At 37.6% G+C, this 15105-nt stretch carries 14 protein-coding genes; 13 read left to right on the forward strand and 1 reads right to left on the reverse strand.

All coding sequences use genetic code 11. From position 1 onward, the window contains the following. The first annotated feature begins 53 nt into the window (after positions 1–53). The 13 genes from pabC to umoD all read left to right on the forward strand — a co-directional run bounded on the left by pabC (position 54) and on the right by umoD (position 11435). Entirely contained in the window at positions 54–881 is an 828-nt protein-coding gene (pabC, locus tag GTH25_RS06995; RefSeq protein WP_099659577.1) for an aminodeoxychorismate lyase, read from the forward strand. Positions 882–898: 17 nt separating this feature from the next. Then, positions 899–1921: an endolytic transglycosylase MltG gene (mltG, locus tag GTH25_RS07000; protein ID WP_075673183.1), complete on the forward strand. Its 1023-nt coding sequence runs from the start codon at positions 899–901 to the stop codon at positions 1919–1921. A 2-nt stretch (positions 1922–1923) separates the two neighbouring features. Next, positions 1924–2571: a dTMP kinase gene (gene tmk / locus GTH25_RS07005; RefSeq protein WP_075673184.1), complete on the forward strand. Its 648-nt coding sequence runs from the start codon at positions 1924–1926 to the stop codon at positions 2569–2571. Continuing rightward, entirely contained in the window at positions 2568–3551 is a 984-nt protein-coding gene (holB, locus tag GTH25_RS07010) for a DNA polymerase III subunit delta' (RefSeq protein ID WP_099659580.1), read from the forward strand. Before tmk ends, holB begins: the two co-directional genes overlap by 4 nt. A 75-nt stretch (positions 3552–3626) precedes the next feature. After that, positions 3627–4412: a metal-dependent hydrolase gene (locus GTH25_RS07015; RefSeq protein ID WP_075673186.1), complete on the forward strand. Its 786-nt coding sequence runs from the start codon at positions 3627–3629 to the stop codon at positions 4410–4412. A gap of 42 nt (positions 4413–4454) precedes the next feature. Continuing rightward, positions 4455–4805, forward strand: a complete 351-nt coding sequence (hinT, locus tag GTH25_RS07020) for a purine nucleoside phosphoramidase (RefSeq protein WP_075673187.1) — start codon at positions 4455–4457, stop codon at positions 4803–4805. Between the two features lie 39 nt (positions 4806–4844). Then, positions 4845–5246 carry a YcfL family putative periplasmic lipoprotein gene (locus GTH25_RS07025; RefSeq protein ID WP_099659581.1) on the forward strand — a complete coding sequence of 134 codons (402 nt, stop codon included), beginning with the start codon at positions 4845–4847 and terminating at the stop codon, positions 5244–5246. A 17-nt stretch (positions 5247–5263) separates the two neighbouring features. Beyond that, on the forward strand, positions 5264–5845 hold the full coding sequence (locus tag GTH25_RS07030) for a penicillin-binding protein activator LpoB (protein WP_075673189.1): 582 nt from the start codon (positions 5264–5266) through the stop codon (positions 5843–5845). Further along, positions 5823–6722: a phosphotransferase gene (locus tag GTH25_RS07035; protein WP_159242438.1), complete on the forward strand. Its 900-nt coding sequence runs from the start codon at positions 5823–5825 to the stop codon at positions 6720–6722. Before GTH25_RS07030 ends, GTH25_RS07035 begins: the two co-directional genes overlap by 23 nt. 38 nt (positions 6723–6760) lie before the next feature. Beyond that, complete coding sequence (gene nagZ / locus GTH25_RS07040; protein WP_164530457.1) at positions 6761–7780, forward strand: beta-N-acetylhexosaminidase; 1020 nt, start codon at positions 6761–6763, stop codon at positions 7778–7780. Next, positions 7777–8316, forward strand: a complete 540-nt coding sequence (gene ycfP, locus GTH25_RS07045) for an alpha/beta hydrolase YcfP (RefSeq protein ID WP_075673192.1) — start codon at positions 7777–7779, stop codon at positions 8314–8316. Before nagZ ends, ycfP begins: the two co-directional genes overlap by 4 nt. A gap of 456 nt (positions 8317–8772) precedes the next feature. Continuing rightward, entirely contained in the window at positions 8773–10080 is a 1308-nt protein-coding gene (locus GTH25_RS07050) for an NAD(P)/FAD-dependent oxidoreductase (RefSeq protein WP_075673193.1), read from the forward strand. An 854-nt stretch (positions 10081–10934) separates the two neighbouring features. Further along, complete coding sequence (gene umoD / locus GTH25_RS07055; protein WP_075673194.1) at positions 10935–11435, forward strand: flagellar biogenesis regulator UmoD; 501 nt, start codon at positions 10935–10937, stop codon at positions 11433–11435. A gap of 70 nt (positions 11436–11505) precedes the next feature. Here umoD and mfd read toward each other — a convergent pair whose 3' ends face one another. After that, positions 11506–14955, reverse strand: coding sequence for a transcription-repair coupling factor (gene mfd / locus GTH25_RS07060; protein WP_164530458.1), 3450 nt, complete (start codon positions 14953–14955; stop codon positions 11506–11508). Positions 14956–15105 lie beyond the last annotated feature (150 nt).

Raw genomic sequence — 15105 nt, forward strand, 5'->3', positions numbered from 1 at the left:
TTGTTTTATTATGTGCGGATTGATATCAATAACATAGATGTAAGGTGTGTTAGATGTATTGGGTAAATGGACAACAGCAACAAAATGTAGATGCCAGTGATCGAGCAGTACAGTTTGGTGATGGCTGTTTTACAACACTGGCTGTTGAACTGGGTGATCCCGTTTTATTATCTGCACACATAAACCGCTTAAAACAAGGCTGTAACGCTCTCTTTTTACCTCATCCTAATTGGTCTGAACTTGAAAAACAGATCATCGATGTGGCTTCTCTGGCTCAAACAAAAAGTGTTATTAAAATTATTATTAGTCGTGGTTATGGTGGACGAGGATATTCCTCCAATGGATTTATAACACCGACGGTAATAATCTCACTGTCCTCTTATCCTACCCATTATCTCCGCCAGCAAAACGAAGGTGTATCGCTTGGTATTAGCCCTGTTACTTTAGGGCAAAATCCTTTGCTGGCTGGGATCAAGCATCTTAATCGTCTAGAACAAGTCCTTATCAAATATCATTTAGAAAAAACAGAATTTGATGATGTTTTAGTGTGTGATAATGAAGGATATTTAGTTGAAGCTAATGCGGCGAATCTTTTTTGGCGCAAAGGAGATAGTCTTTTTACACCAAATCTGATTAATTCAGGGGTAAATGGCATTATGCGCCAATCTATTTTTCAATTAGCTCAAAAAAATCATTGGAAAATTGATATTGTGAGAGAAAAACCTGAAACGCTTTATCAGGCTGATGAAATATGGTTAACAAATGCGTTGATGCCAGTGATCCCCGTTTCACAAATCACTTTTTCAGATGATAAGTGCTATAAATACCCTAGTAGGGATTATTATCATGTTGTTTTACAACACACTTTGTCACTTAAATAGAATTTAATGAGTTATAAATGAAGATAAAAAAAATAGTATGGATAGTTTTTTTTGCCTTATTGATTAGCCTTGGTGCAGCTGCATTGTATATGATGCAACATATTCGGGGTCTAGAAGAAAATATTGTTGTAAAACAAGATGAAATGCTACTGACTGTACCAGCAGGAACAGGGCGTGTTGCTATGGAGCAACTATTAATAAAAAACAATCTGCTTAATGAAGGAGATTATTTTCAGGTTTTATTAAAAGTGAAACCTGAATTAAGCCAATTTAAAGCAGGTACTTATCGTTTAACAAAAGGAATGACATTGCATGATGTCTTACTGCTTATCAAAAGTGGTAAAGAAGCCCAGTTCTCAATCCGTTTTATTGAAGGAAGTCGCTTAAAGGATTGGCAATCTATTTTTGAGCAAGCGCCTCAGCTTGCTGCTGTCGCACACACAATGGATAGTGATAAGTTACGTGAAGAAATAGGAATAAAGCCAGAAATTTCTAATCTAGAAGGTTGGTTTGCACCTGATACATACCATTACACTGCGGGTACGACCGATGTCGCAATTTTAAAACGCGCCTACCAGCAAATGGAAAAAACATTAGAAGAAGAGTGGATTAAACGCGATAGTGATTTACCGTATAAATCGGCTTATGAAATGCTTATCATGGCATCAATTATTGAAAAAGAGACGGGTATTGATGCAGAAAGAACAAAAGTCGCGTCTGTTTTTGTTAATCGATTAAAAACTAATATGCGATTACAGACCGACCCAACGGTTATCTATGGTTTAGGTGATAAATATAGAGGCACGATTTATCGTAGTGATTTAAATGGTTATACACCTTATAACACGTATCAAATTGATGGCTTACCACCAACACCAATAGCAATGCCAGGTGTCGCTTCAATTAGAGCTGCTGCACATCCAGCGGATACTCGTTATCTCTATTTTGTTGCAGATGGAACGGGTGGTCATAAATTTTCAACCACACTAAATGAACATAATAAAGCCGTCGCACAATATCGACGCTTACAACAAAGATAATTATGAACAACAGTAAATTTATTGTAATTGAAGGACTTGAAGGCGCTGGAAAAACCAGTGCGATCCAAACGGTTGTTGATACCCTAAAAGATAAAGGTATTACTAACTTAGCATTTACTCGTGAACCGGGTGGCACACCGCTTGCCGAAAAATTACGTGAACTTATTAAACAAGGTATTGAGGGTGAAAAAGTCACGGATAAAGCAGAATTATTGATGCTATACGCAGCGCGTGTTCAGCTTATAGAAAATGTGATAAAACCTGCGCTTGCGGATGGCCAATGGGTTATTGGTGATAGACATGATCTCTCTTCACAAGCTTATCAAGGTGGCGGACGTGGCTTAGATAAAGATCTTATGTTGTCACTTCGTAATACTGTCCTTGGTGATTTTCGTCCTGACTTAACCTTATATCTTGATTTAGATCCTGCTATTGGCCTTGCCAGAGCGCGTGCTAGAGGTGAGCTAGACCGAATTGAAAAAGAGTCAATGGATTTCTTTTATCGTACTCGCGAACGTTATCAAGCATTGGCTAATGATGATGATTCCATTATTACGATAGATGCCTCTCAAGCGATTGAAAAAGTACAAGCAGATATTCGTCAAACATTAACAGCGTGGCTAGTTCAGCAGGAAAATAAATCACTATGAATTGGTATCCTTGGCTAAATCAGGCATATCGACAACTTATTAGCATGTATCAAGAAGGGCGAGGTCATCATGCTTTGCTTTTACATGCGATAGAAGGCATGGGAGGAGAAGCACTCTCTTATGGGTTAAGTCGTTGGTTAATGTGCCAGAATAAACAGGGATTAAAAAGTTGTAATGAATGCCATAGCTGTCGATTGATGCTTGCTGAAACACACCCTGATTGGCATGTTTTACAAAGTGAAAAGGGTAAGTCCTCGATTGGTATTGAAGCAATAAGAAAAGTCACTGAAAAGCTGGAACATCATGCTCAGCAAAGTGGTTCTAGAATAGTTTGGATAAAAGACGTTGAAGCGTTAACAGAAGCTGCTGCAAATGCATTACTCAAAACGTTAGAAGAGCCACCTAAAAATACCTATTTTTTACTGAATTGTCAGCAACCAGAGGTTTTATTAGCGACATTGCGTAGCCGTTGTTTTTATTACCATTTAGCAACGCCGGATCTTCAACACGCAACGCACTGGTTACAGCAACAATTACCAAACATACCTTATGCGAATAGTGTGACAGCATTGAATTTATCGCAGAATGCTCCAATTTTGGCGCTTTCATTATTGAAAGATGAGTGGAAAGAAAGAGAGACTTTTTGCCAAGCGTTATATACCAGCATACAACAACGTAATTTATATGCATTTCTGCCACAATTAAATCAAGATAATGCTGAGCATCGCCTGTATTGGTTGTTATCACTGCTGCTTGATGCATTAAAATATCAAACCAATGCACAAACCTATTGTATGAACCAAGATCAGCAAGCATTGATTATGGCGTTATCACAATGGCCTTCGGATATTTTATTATCCACTATTGATGGATGGAAACAGTGTCGTTATCAGTTAATGACCATTCCTGCATTAAATAGAGAATTGTTACTAGTAGAACAACTGCTAGATTGGGAAAATCAGCTAGCCACAAAAAATTAATTAGCTATATATTAATTATGATTTAGCTGTAATAAAAAACACCTATAAGTTGTACCAGATAAATGAGAGTAAGTTATGTTTTTAGTTGATTCACACTGCCATCTCGACTGCTTAGATTATGAAAAATTACATGAAAATATTGATGATGTTGTCGAAAAAGCACAGCAGCGTGATGTTCAATATATGTTAGCAGTAGCAACCACATTACCAGGTTTTAAAAGTATGCGTGAGCTAATCGGCAAACGTGACAATATTGCCTTTTCTTGTGGGATCCATCCTTTAAATTTAGACGAAGGTCATGATGTTGAAGAATTAGCTCGTTTAGCAACCGCACCTGATGTTGTAGCTTTAGGTGAAACAGGGCTAGATTACTATTACCAACAAGAAAATGCGGCACTACAACGTGACATTTTCCGTGAACATATTCGTATTGGGCGCCAAGTTAATAAACCCGTTATTGTGCATACACGCAGTGCTCGTGAAGATACATTATCCATTTTAAAAGAAGAAAAAGTTCAAGATTGTGGCGGTGTTCTGCATTGCTTTACAGAAGATAAAGAGACTGCAACCGCATTACTTGATCTTGGAATGTATATCTCTTTTTCCGGCATTGTGACATTTAGAAATGCTGAACAAATCAGAGAGGCCGCTCGTATTGTTCCTCTTGATAGAATTTTAGTCGAAACAGACTCTCCTTATTTAGCGCCAGTTCCTCATCGAGGAAAAGAAAATCAACCGGCTTATGTCCGTGATGTTGCAGAGTATATGGCAGTCTTAAAAGGGGTGAGTGTTGAAGAGTTGGCGCAACAAACAACGCGTAACTTTGCTAAGCTCTTTCATATTCAAAACTTACCTGCTTAATAGAATTAATCAGGAATTAAAATAAATAATAAGGTGATGGAAATGGCAGAAGAAACAATTTTCAGTAAAATTATTCGTGGTGAAATCCCAGCTAATATCGTTTTTCAAGATGATACAGTGACGGCATTTCGTGATATTTCACCTCAAGCACCGACTCATATTTTAATTATTCCCAATAAACTTATTCCTACTGTAAATGATGTTACTGCGGAAGATGAACAAGTATTAGGACACCTTTTTGTTGTTGCTGCAAAAATTGCACAACAAGAAGGTATTGCTGAAGATGGTTATCGCTTGGTGATGAACTGTAACAAACATGGTGGACAAGAAGTTTTCCATATTCATATGCATTTGCTTGGCGGAAAACCATTAGGGCCACTATTAAACCAATAATGGATATAATGCTAACAGCAGGATAACAGGAAGTAATACATGATAAGACAAGGTAAGACCATTTGTTCATTACTTATCGCTGTGTTTATGATGACATTGCTCTCAGGATGTTTATCATCTCATTCAGATAATAAACTCTATTTCAATCGTCAGCAGGCTATTATTATGGAGCCTTCGGTATTAGTTGTAGGCATTGTTGCCGGTCAGCCAACTATTGAACACCATGCTAATGGCACAAAAGCGACAGTCATGTTATCAAATACACAATCTTACCCTGTCTCTATTCGCTATCGTTTTTATTGGTATAACGAACAAGGGCTTGAAGTTTCCCCTGCTGGGAATGTAAATGATGTGACTATTCTTGGTGATGGTGATACCGAAATTAGTGGTGATATACCAGATAAGACCATTAGTTATGTCAGAGTTTATCTCTTTACTTAGGATAAGGTAACGCGAGCATGAAAAGAGTTCTATTTGTGGCGATCTCTGTGTTTTTATTAGCAGGTTGTCCATCCATGTTGCCACAACAACCGCCAGTACCTGTTGAGCCTGTTACGCCTACAGAGCCAGTAGAGCCACCTAAACCCATAGAGCCACCGATTGAAGTTGTGCCAACACCACCTAAAATCACGAGTATTAATTGGAATGCAGCTGTCACTCCTTTAATTAGAGAAATGGCTGTTACTGGTGATTTAGAAGTGGGTAAGCTTATCGTTGTTGATAATGTTAAAAATAATTCAGGCGGGAATATTCAAGCGGTAAATGCAACCAATACCATTATTGAATCAGTTAATAGTATTAGCGCATTACAAACCGTGCCTTATACACAAATGATGTCAGCACGAAAAGCACTTGGTTTATCCGGTGAAGATAGTTTAGGTCTTCGTAGTGCAGCGATTGGTTTAGCCCGTTATTTGAAAGCTGATTATATTTTATTCTCAACCGTTGATGGTAGAAAAGATAACCGTGTGATCAGTATGCAATTAATGTCAGTTTCTTCTGGTGAAATTCTTTGGAATGGACGCCATCAGGTTGAGTGATCCGCATTACTCAAGTTTGCTTAATGCCTTGCAAGCGCTTTTTCCTGCAACGGCATTAAGTAAATGGAAAATTACGGCATTAGAAGGATCAGGAGGTGGCGCTTTTCGCGTGCAATGTGCAGATATAGATTGGGTTGCTCGCTATTATGGTGATGAAAAAAAAGCACTTTATGTACATGGAAGAAAAGAATACGCCATTTTAAAACAGCTTTCAGGATCTGACATATCACCTAAAGTTGCCACTCGTTATAAAGAATGGTTTTTTCTTTATTGGTTACAGGGCGAACATTTAACCCATCAATCACTTTTTAGCACTTATTTAAAACCACTGGCTGAAAAAATAGCCATACTTCATCAACACTCGCCGTTAGGTTTCCCCCTCAACTTAAATCATGAGCTATTAGTTTATTGGCAGAATATTGATAGGAAACGTTTGTCTGCTAAATGGCTACATTTACAACAACATTTTTTACGCCAACCGCGATGCAATCTCATAAAATACGCGCCTGCTCACATGGATTTGCACGTTGAGAATATTCTTCTTAGTGATTCCGGTATAAAATTTATTGATTGGGAATATGCTGCCGATATTGATACAGCGGATTCGTTGATGACGTTCTTCGCAACAAATCAACTCAATGAATCGCAGCAAAATCTGTTTTTAGATTATTATTGTTCGTATCATTGTCATTATGCTCAACTCAAAGAGACGAATGTTTCATCTGTGAAGGAGTTGAGAGAGCGTATTCTTTCAAGAGAGCCATTCATTTTTTATATGATGCTAATGTGGTATGAAGTTCGTTGGCAACAAACAAAAGATGGATCATTTTTAATAATGTCTGAACCTTTACGTCGCTATTTTAGTCTGACGAGTTAAAGACATTATCTTGTCACAATTACAAAGAGAGGAATGTTATGGGTCCGGTAATGCTTGATGTTGAAGGATATGAACTCGATAGTGAAGAGCGTGAAATTTTAAAGCATCCTCTTGTCGGTGGATTAATCCTTTTTACCCGCAACTTCCACGATGCTGAACAATTAAATGAATTAGTTCGACAAATTCGTGATGCATCTCATGAGCGCCTTGTGATTGCAGTAGACCAAGAAGGGGGACGAGTACAGCGTTTCCGTGATGGTTTTACACGTATACCGGCCGCTCAATCTTATGCGGCATTAAATGAAGGTTATCAAGCGAGCCATTTAGCACAAGAAGCTGGATGGTTAATGGCATCAGAAATGATAGCTATGGATATTGATATCAGTTTTGCGCCTGTACTCGACTTAGGTCATAGCTGTATTGCCATTGGTGAGCGTTCTTTCCATGATTCACCGGAAGTTGCAATGACAATGGCAGAGAGCTTTATTAAAGGTATGCGCTCTGCTGGCATGAAATCAACAGGTAAACATTTCCCTGGTCATGGTGCGGTCAGAGCAGATTCTCATAAAGAAACTCCTCGCGATGATCGCTCTTTAAATGATATTCGCCAGCGTGATATGTCTATTTTTAAAGATTTTATTCAACGCCAGTTATTAGATGCCATTATGCCAGCTCACGTTATTTATTCTCAGGTTGATGAGCGTCCAGCTAGTGGTTCATCGTACTGGCTGAAATCCATTTTACGTGAACAATTGGGCTTCCAAGGCGTTATCTTCTCTGATGATTTATCGATGGAAGGTGCTGCTATTATGGGAAGTTACGCAGAAAGGGCACAACGTTCACTAGATGCTGGTTGTGATATGCTTTTAGTGTGTAATAACCGAAAAGGGGCGGTGAGTGTGTTAGATAACCTGCCCTCAGTCAAAGCAGAACGCGTTTCCACATTGTACCATCACCGAGGTCGTTACACATTGAGTGAGCTACAAACCTCTGATCGTTGGAAAAAAGCGAATCAGTTGCTGACCCAATTACAGGAGCAATGGCAGGAGCGAGCATGATTATATATTTACATGGTTTTGATTCCACAAGTCCTGGAAATCATGAGAAAGTTTTACAGCTACAGTTTATTGATCCTGATGTCCGTTTTTTAAGCTACAGTACGTTGCATCCTCGTCATGACATGCAACACTTACTGAAAGAAACGGATAAAGTGATTAAATCCACGAAAGAGCCTGTATTAATTTGTGGCGTAGGATTAGGTGGATATTGGGCAGAGCGTATTGGTTTCTTATGTAATATTCGTCAGGTAATGATTAACCCTAATCTTTTTCCTTACGAAAACATGACAGACAAAATCGACAGACCTGAAGAATATTTAGATATTGCAACGAAATGTATTAAAGATTTTCGTTCTAAAAACAAAGATAACGCTTTAGTGATTTTATCTCGTAATGATGAGATTTTAGATAATCAGCGTTCCGCTGATGAATTATCGCCTTATTACTCTGTCATTTGGGATGAAGTGCAAACGCATAAATTTAAGAGCCTCTCTGAGCATCTATTTAAAATTAAAGCGTTTAATAGCAAAAACTAAGGCTAAAGTCATATGTTTAAAATGGATGGTGTTTGTTCCATCCATTTTTTTGTCTAATGTAGCTAAAAATGCTCATACTTTCCTTTCTATCTATCTTTTTTCAACATTTGTTTTGATCCTTTATTTTTATCATTTCAATTATCACGACTGATTTGAACAGGTCTCTTTATCCTTGTTGTTTTAATTCATTGTATTTATTAATAAAAATGAATACCCCTGTGTTTTTAATGGTGATTTATTCATCACTCAAAGGCAAAAAACGACTCTATTTTTCAAAAAATAGATATGAATATTCAAATATTTTTGATATAAATCAATTTTGGTATGACCATCTTTCCAATTAACTTGTTTAAGAACAAAAATAACAGCCGAAACGATTTAACTGTCGTTATTTAAGTAGATTTCACTAAGGCTATTTAAATAACAACAGTAAATATCTTTATGGAGTGACGTTAAATGTCATTAAAAAAAATTGTTATTGTCGGTGGTGGCGCGGGTGGTTTAGAACTGGCGACCAAATTAGGCAATAAATTAGGACGCAGCAAAAAAGCAGAAATTACCTTAGTGGATCGCAACAATAGCCATTTATGGAAACCCCTGCTACATGAAGTGGCAACGGGCTCTTTAGATGATGGTGTTGATGCTTTAAGCTACCTAGCACACGGTTATAACCATCATTTCAATTTCCAATTAGGCTCATTAACGGGGCTTGATCGTGAACAGAAAAACATCACACTGGCTGCTATTTATAACGAAGAGCAAGAGCTACTCGTACCTGAACGCACGTTAGACTACGATATTTTAGTGATGGCATTAGGCAGTAAATCAAACGATTTTGGTACACCTGGTATTAAAGAAAACTGCATTTTCTTGGATAGTCCGCAACAAGCACATCGTTTCCATAACGAAATGTTGAATTTGTTCTTAAAATACTCAGCAGATACCAATGCACAAGAAGAAAATCGTAAGGTAAATATTGCGATTGTGGGTGGTGGTGCTACGGGTGTTGAGCTTTCGGCTGAATTGCATAATGCAGTACGCCAACTTAATAGCTATGGATTAAAAAAATTAGCGCCTTCAGCATTAAATATTACGTTAGTTGAAGCAGGAGAACGTATTTTACCTGCATTACCTGTGCGTATTTCTAGTGCTGCACATCAAGAATTAACAAAATTAGGCGTACGAGTGATGACCAAAACTATGGTCACAAGCGCAGATGATGGTGGATTAAACACCAAAGAAGGTGAGCATATTGATGCTGACTTAATGGTGTGGGCAGCAGGTATTAAAGCACCTGATTTTATGAAAGAGATTGCAGGTCTAGAAACCAACCGTATTAATCAGTTAGTTGTTAAACCCACCTTACAAACAACTTTAGATGACTCTATCTTTGCGATTGGTGACTGTGCATCTTGTCCACGAAAAGAAGGGGGGTTTGTTCCTCCAAGAGCACAATCCGCTCATCAAATGGCAAGTCGTTGTTACAGCAATATTTTAGCAATGTTAAAAGATAAACCGCTAAAAGATTATGTGTTTACCGATCATGGTTCACTTGTTTCACTTTCTAAGTTCAGTACTGTAGGGAGTTTAATGGGAAATTTGATGAAGGGCGATATGATGATCGAAGGGCGCATTGCGCGGATTGTTTATATCTCTTTATATCGAATGCATCAGATTGCTTTGCATGGTTACATCAAAACAGGGCTTATGATGCTAGTAGGATCAATCAATCGAGTGATTAGACCTAAGTTGAAACTTCATTAATTTATCTTTTGCTTTGTAGATAAGACAAAAGTTACCTTTTTAAACCCTCATATAATATGAGGGTTTTTTATCTATTTTTTCTTTTAAATTAAATAATTAAATGAGAATATCTAAATAAGGTAAATAATCTTAGCATAAAGCACTAGATGATTTATCTGTTTATATCGAAAATAACCAATAACTCTAAAGCTCAATAGAACAATGATAAATATAATTTTATTATTAAGGTTAAACTTGTAATATTAAAGATAGTATTTGTTTTTATTTATTACGCTAAATTATTTAAGACTTTTCTTAAATAAAAAATGGTGTTTAATTCATTAATTCATCAAATAAAATGTTATGGTATTTCGTAGACTTGTATTAGAAAGATAATAAGTGAAAATTATTAGAGATAAGCTTAACTTGTTATTTTTACTCGTATTTAAGTGAGTAAAATAATTTTACAAATCTTAAAAGTAAATTTTATGATATGAGTTAAATATGAAATATCTCCTATTTTTAGGCGACATTTGTTAACTTGGTGTTATCATAATGCTATATTATAAATAGTATAACGATTTCTATTTTTTCAGCTTAATAAATTAAGAGCTATCTTAATATAATGTGTAAGTCTTAAGAATGTAGTCAGTATTTATTTAATTAAGTAATTAAAACAGAAATAAGTGGTGTATTTAACATGTCATAAATACGTAGTTTACTTATTATGTTAATCAGCATGGATGTTGAATTAAGCTATCAGATAAGAGAATTCATTTATTGAATACTAAATATATTAGCCAGTTAGGGTGAAATAGTGGCTTTTATTACGTATCTGTGGCAATTAAGGATAAGACAAATAAAAAGGGGTAAAAGTGGGTGTTAATGTCAGAAAGTACACACTAATAGGACTAATCATTGTATTAGCTATTCTTTCATTTATTGCATGGAGGTGGGTATTTCCTCAGCCTCAATACGCTCATGTCGTTTCAGCAACACCTATTAAATCGACCGTTTTTGTGACAGAAGAGTATTGTCATCGAATTGGCTTACCTACACCTTTTACACCAGAAAAATTGTCACGATTTCATCCTGCAGAGCAAGAGTGTCGAGTGTTTTATATGATTGAAGCACTTAATAACAGCAATATTGCTAATTTCCCTTATCCTCAATTTAAAGAGTGCATTCCAATTTATCGTCAAGAGCGCAGAATTGTGGGTTATGATGTGCTTTATACTATTGATGGAACACCAGGCAAAGTACGAACTACATTTAAACCAGGTGAAGTTATCGCGTTAGATTCTGATGGTAGGCTGATTTTAGAACAAGAACCTTATTGCTCTATGAATGAAAAAGTGCCTTGTCGCAAAGAATAAACCTAATGATATAAAAAGAAAGGCGTAATGAAGTTACTTCCATTACGCCTTTTTGTTGATCTAATAACCATTAGAGAGTGGTTATTTTATGTTCATCAAATGCACTTAACATATTATCAATAAAAGTAAGTCGTTTTTCACGCTCAGTTAAATCTGTAATAAATTTCAGTTTTGATGGACCATCTAAGCGGAAAATGGCTGGTTGCTCCTGAAGTAAGCTGATTAAATAGCCTGGATCAACTTTGTTTTTCTCTCCAAACTCAATAAAGCCGCCTTTATCATGTGCTTCAATTCGGGTGATACCTAAGCTCATCGCATTTAAGCGAATAGCGGCATTACGCAATAGATAACGTCCAGCATCAGGCAATTTACCAAATCTATCAATTAACTCTGCTCTTAGATCATTAAGCTCTGTTAAGTCGATAGCACTAGCGATTCGCTTATAGAATGAAAGTCTGACATTTACATCAGGAATATAATCATCAGGCAACAAGGCTGGCATTCTTAATTCAATTTCAGTTTGTTGATTGGTGAGATCTTCAAGTGATGGCTCTCTACCTTCTTTAAGTGCTTCTACGGCGCTTTCTAGTAATTCCATATAAAGTGAGAAACCAACGGTATTCATTTGACCGCTTTGTTCTTCACCTAGTAATTCACCTGCACCTCGAATTTCTAAGTCATGAGTTGCTAATGCAAAACCTGCACCCAGATCTTCCAGCGAAGCAATTGCTTCTAAACGTTTATGAGCATCCTTTGTCATTGCTTTCGGATGTGGCGTCAACAAATAAGCATAAGCTTGATGATGAGAACGACCTACACGACCACGTAATTGGTGTAATTGTGCTAAGCCAAAATGGTCTGCCCGTTCAATAATAATGGTATTTGCAGTGGGTATATCTATACCTGTTTCAATAATTGTGGTGCAAAGTAATACATTAAAACGCTGATGATGGAAATCATTCATCACACGCTCAAGTTCACGTTCCCGCATTTGCCCGTGACCAATACCTATACGCGCTTCAGGAACGAGTGTAGCCAGTCTCTCGCGGGCTTTTTCGATATTTTCAACATCGTTATACAAATAATAAACTTGTCCGCCACGCAAGGTTTCACGCAAGATAGCTTCACGCACCACTAAATCATCATACTCACGAACGAATGTTTTCACGGATAAGCGACGTGCTGGAGGTGTTGCAATAATAGAAAGATCACGCATGCCACTCATTGCCATATTCAGTGTACGAGGAATAGGTGTTGCGGTTAGCGTTAAAATATCGACATTTGCGCGCATAGCTTTGATACGCTCTTTGTGACGAACTCCAAAGCGGTGCTCTTCATCGACAATTAATAACCCTAAATCTTTCCATTGAATATTCGGTTGAAGGAGTTTGTGTGTACCAATCACAATATCAATTGTTCCTTCAGCCAGTTTTTCTGTGGTTTGTTGTTGCTCTTTTGCACTACGAAAACGCGAGATCATCTCAATATTAACGGGCCAATTAGCAAAACGATCACGGAAATTATCAAAATGTTGCTGAGCTAATAGGGTAGTTGGTACTAAAATGGCGACTTGCTTATTGTTGTTAACTGCAAGAAAAGCGGCACGCATCGCAACTTCTGTTTTACCAAATCCGACATCACCACAGACGAGTCTATCCATTGAAATAGCTTGGCACATATCGCTAAGTACTGCATTGATAGCCATTTCTTGATCAGGCGTTGTTTCAAAAGGAAAACTTTGACGGAAAGATTGGTACTGCTCTTTGTCCATTTTAAAGGCAAAGCCTGTTTTTACTTCACGTTGAGCATACACATCTAATAACTCGGCTGCGACATCACGTACCTTTTCAGCGGCTTTTTGACGAGCTCTTACCCATGCATCGCCGCCCAATTTATGTAATGGGGCATTTTCATCTGCACCACCAGAATAACGGCTGATCAAATGCAGTGATGAAACAGGAACATAAAGCTTGTCATTACCTGCGTAGCTTAACATCAAATATTCAGCTTTAACGCCACCCGCTTCTAGGGTTGTCATACCTTGATAACGACCAACACCATGCTGAAGATGAACAACAGGTTGCCCTATGCTTAATTCAGCAAGGTTACGAATTAAGGTATCTGTATTGATGGCGCGGCGATTGTCTTGGCGGCGGCGATTAATGCGTTCACCTAACATATCGCTTTCACAGATCATGGCTAACTGGCGATGGTTATCAATAAAACCATGCTCTGCAGCACCAATGATAAAGTAAAAGCCTTTCTCTTGGGCGTCAGATAATTCAATGATCTGCTTGGGTACTATTTTTATCCGTGATAAAAGCTCTTGTACAGTTTCGCGTCGACCTTCACTTTCAACAGAGAAAATCACACTACCTGAAAATTGTTCTTGGAATCGGCGTAAGTTATCTAAAGGTGATTTGCTTTGCGCGTTAATCGATAAATCAGGAAGAGGTTGATAGCCTAAATTGGTCTGTCCTGCTTTTTCTGGCAACGTTTCTGTTTTAAGTTGAATACGAGGCCACTGTTTTAATTCTTTATTAAACTTATCAACATTTAGCCAAATATCATCCGGTGGTAACAGTGGTCGCATAGGATCAACACGACGACTTTCAAAACGTTGATTGATGTCCTGCCAAAATTTTTCTGCAAAATCTTGCAGATCTTGCGTCACTATCAATGTATTTTTAGGGAAATAAGCAAATAAGTTAGATAAAGGCTGTTCAAAAAATAGGGATTGCCAATATTCAATTCCCGTTGGCAATATGTGTTTACTTACTTGCTGATAAATATGTTCAGGATCACGTCTTACATCAAACCGCGCGCGCCATTGGCTACGGAAAATCTCTATCGCATTTGTATCTGTTGGGAATTCATGGGCAGGCAGTAAATTAATTTGATCAACTTCTGTTAATGTCCGTTGTGTGTCGACATCAAAAGTACGCAGGCTATCTATTTCATCATCGAAAAAATCAATACGATAAGGAAATTCACTTCCCATCGGAAATAAGTCTAATAATGCACCACGCGTTGCGTATTCCCCATGCTCTAATACTTGTTCGACATGGCGATATCCCGCTTCATCTAATGTTTTACGTAAATTATCACGAGAAAGTATCTCTCCTTTTTGCATTACCAACGCATGACTTGCGAGATAATCAGTAGGGCAGACTTTCTGCATTAACGTATTGACAGGTAAGATTAAAATTCCCTTGAGAAGTGATGGAATACGGTATAGCGTAGAAAGGCGGTTTGAGATTATTTCTTGGTGAGGTGAAAAACTGTCGTATGGCAGTGTTTCCCAATCCGATAATGTCTCTACTGGATAATCACAAAACTGACGGATTTCATCTTGTAAACGTAATGCATTTTGCATATCACGAGTAACAAGAACGACTAATCCAGAGTGACGTTTGATGATCTCTGCACATTCTAGAGCACAAGCGGCGCCAGTCAGTTGACCTAGCTGACGAGTATCCCCTTGTTTTATAGGAAGTTGATAACGATATTCTGAGGACATAAGCGTGTAATGTGAACTCTTTGTTGTAGTTAACTCCCAACACATCTTTAGCTTAATGGCTAAAGCTTAAACTGGCGGGCAGGTTAAGATAAAAGAAAAACCACAGTTTGGGAATAGAGTGGTTCCATTCAGTAAGACTACCCTTTATTA

The sequence above is a fragment of the Proteus terrae subsp. cibarius genome, from assembly GCF_011045835.1.
GTDB lineage: Bacteria > Pseudomonadota > Gammaproteobacteria > Enterobacterales > Enterobacteriaceae > Proteus > Proteus cibarius.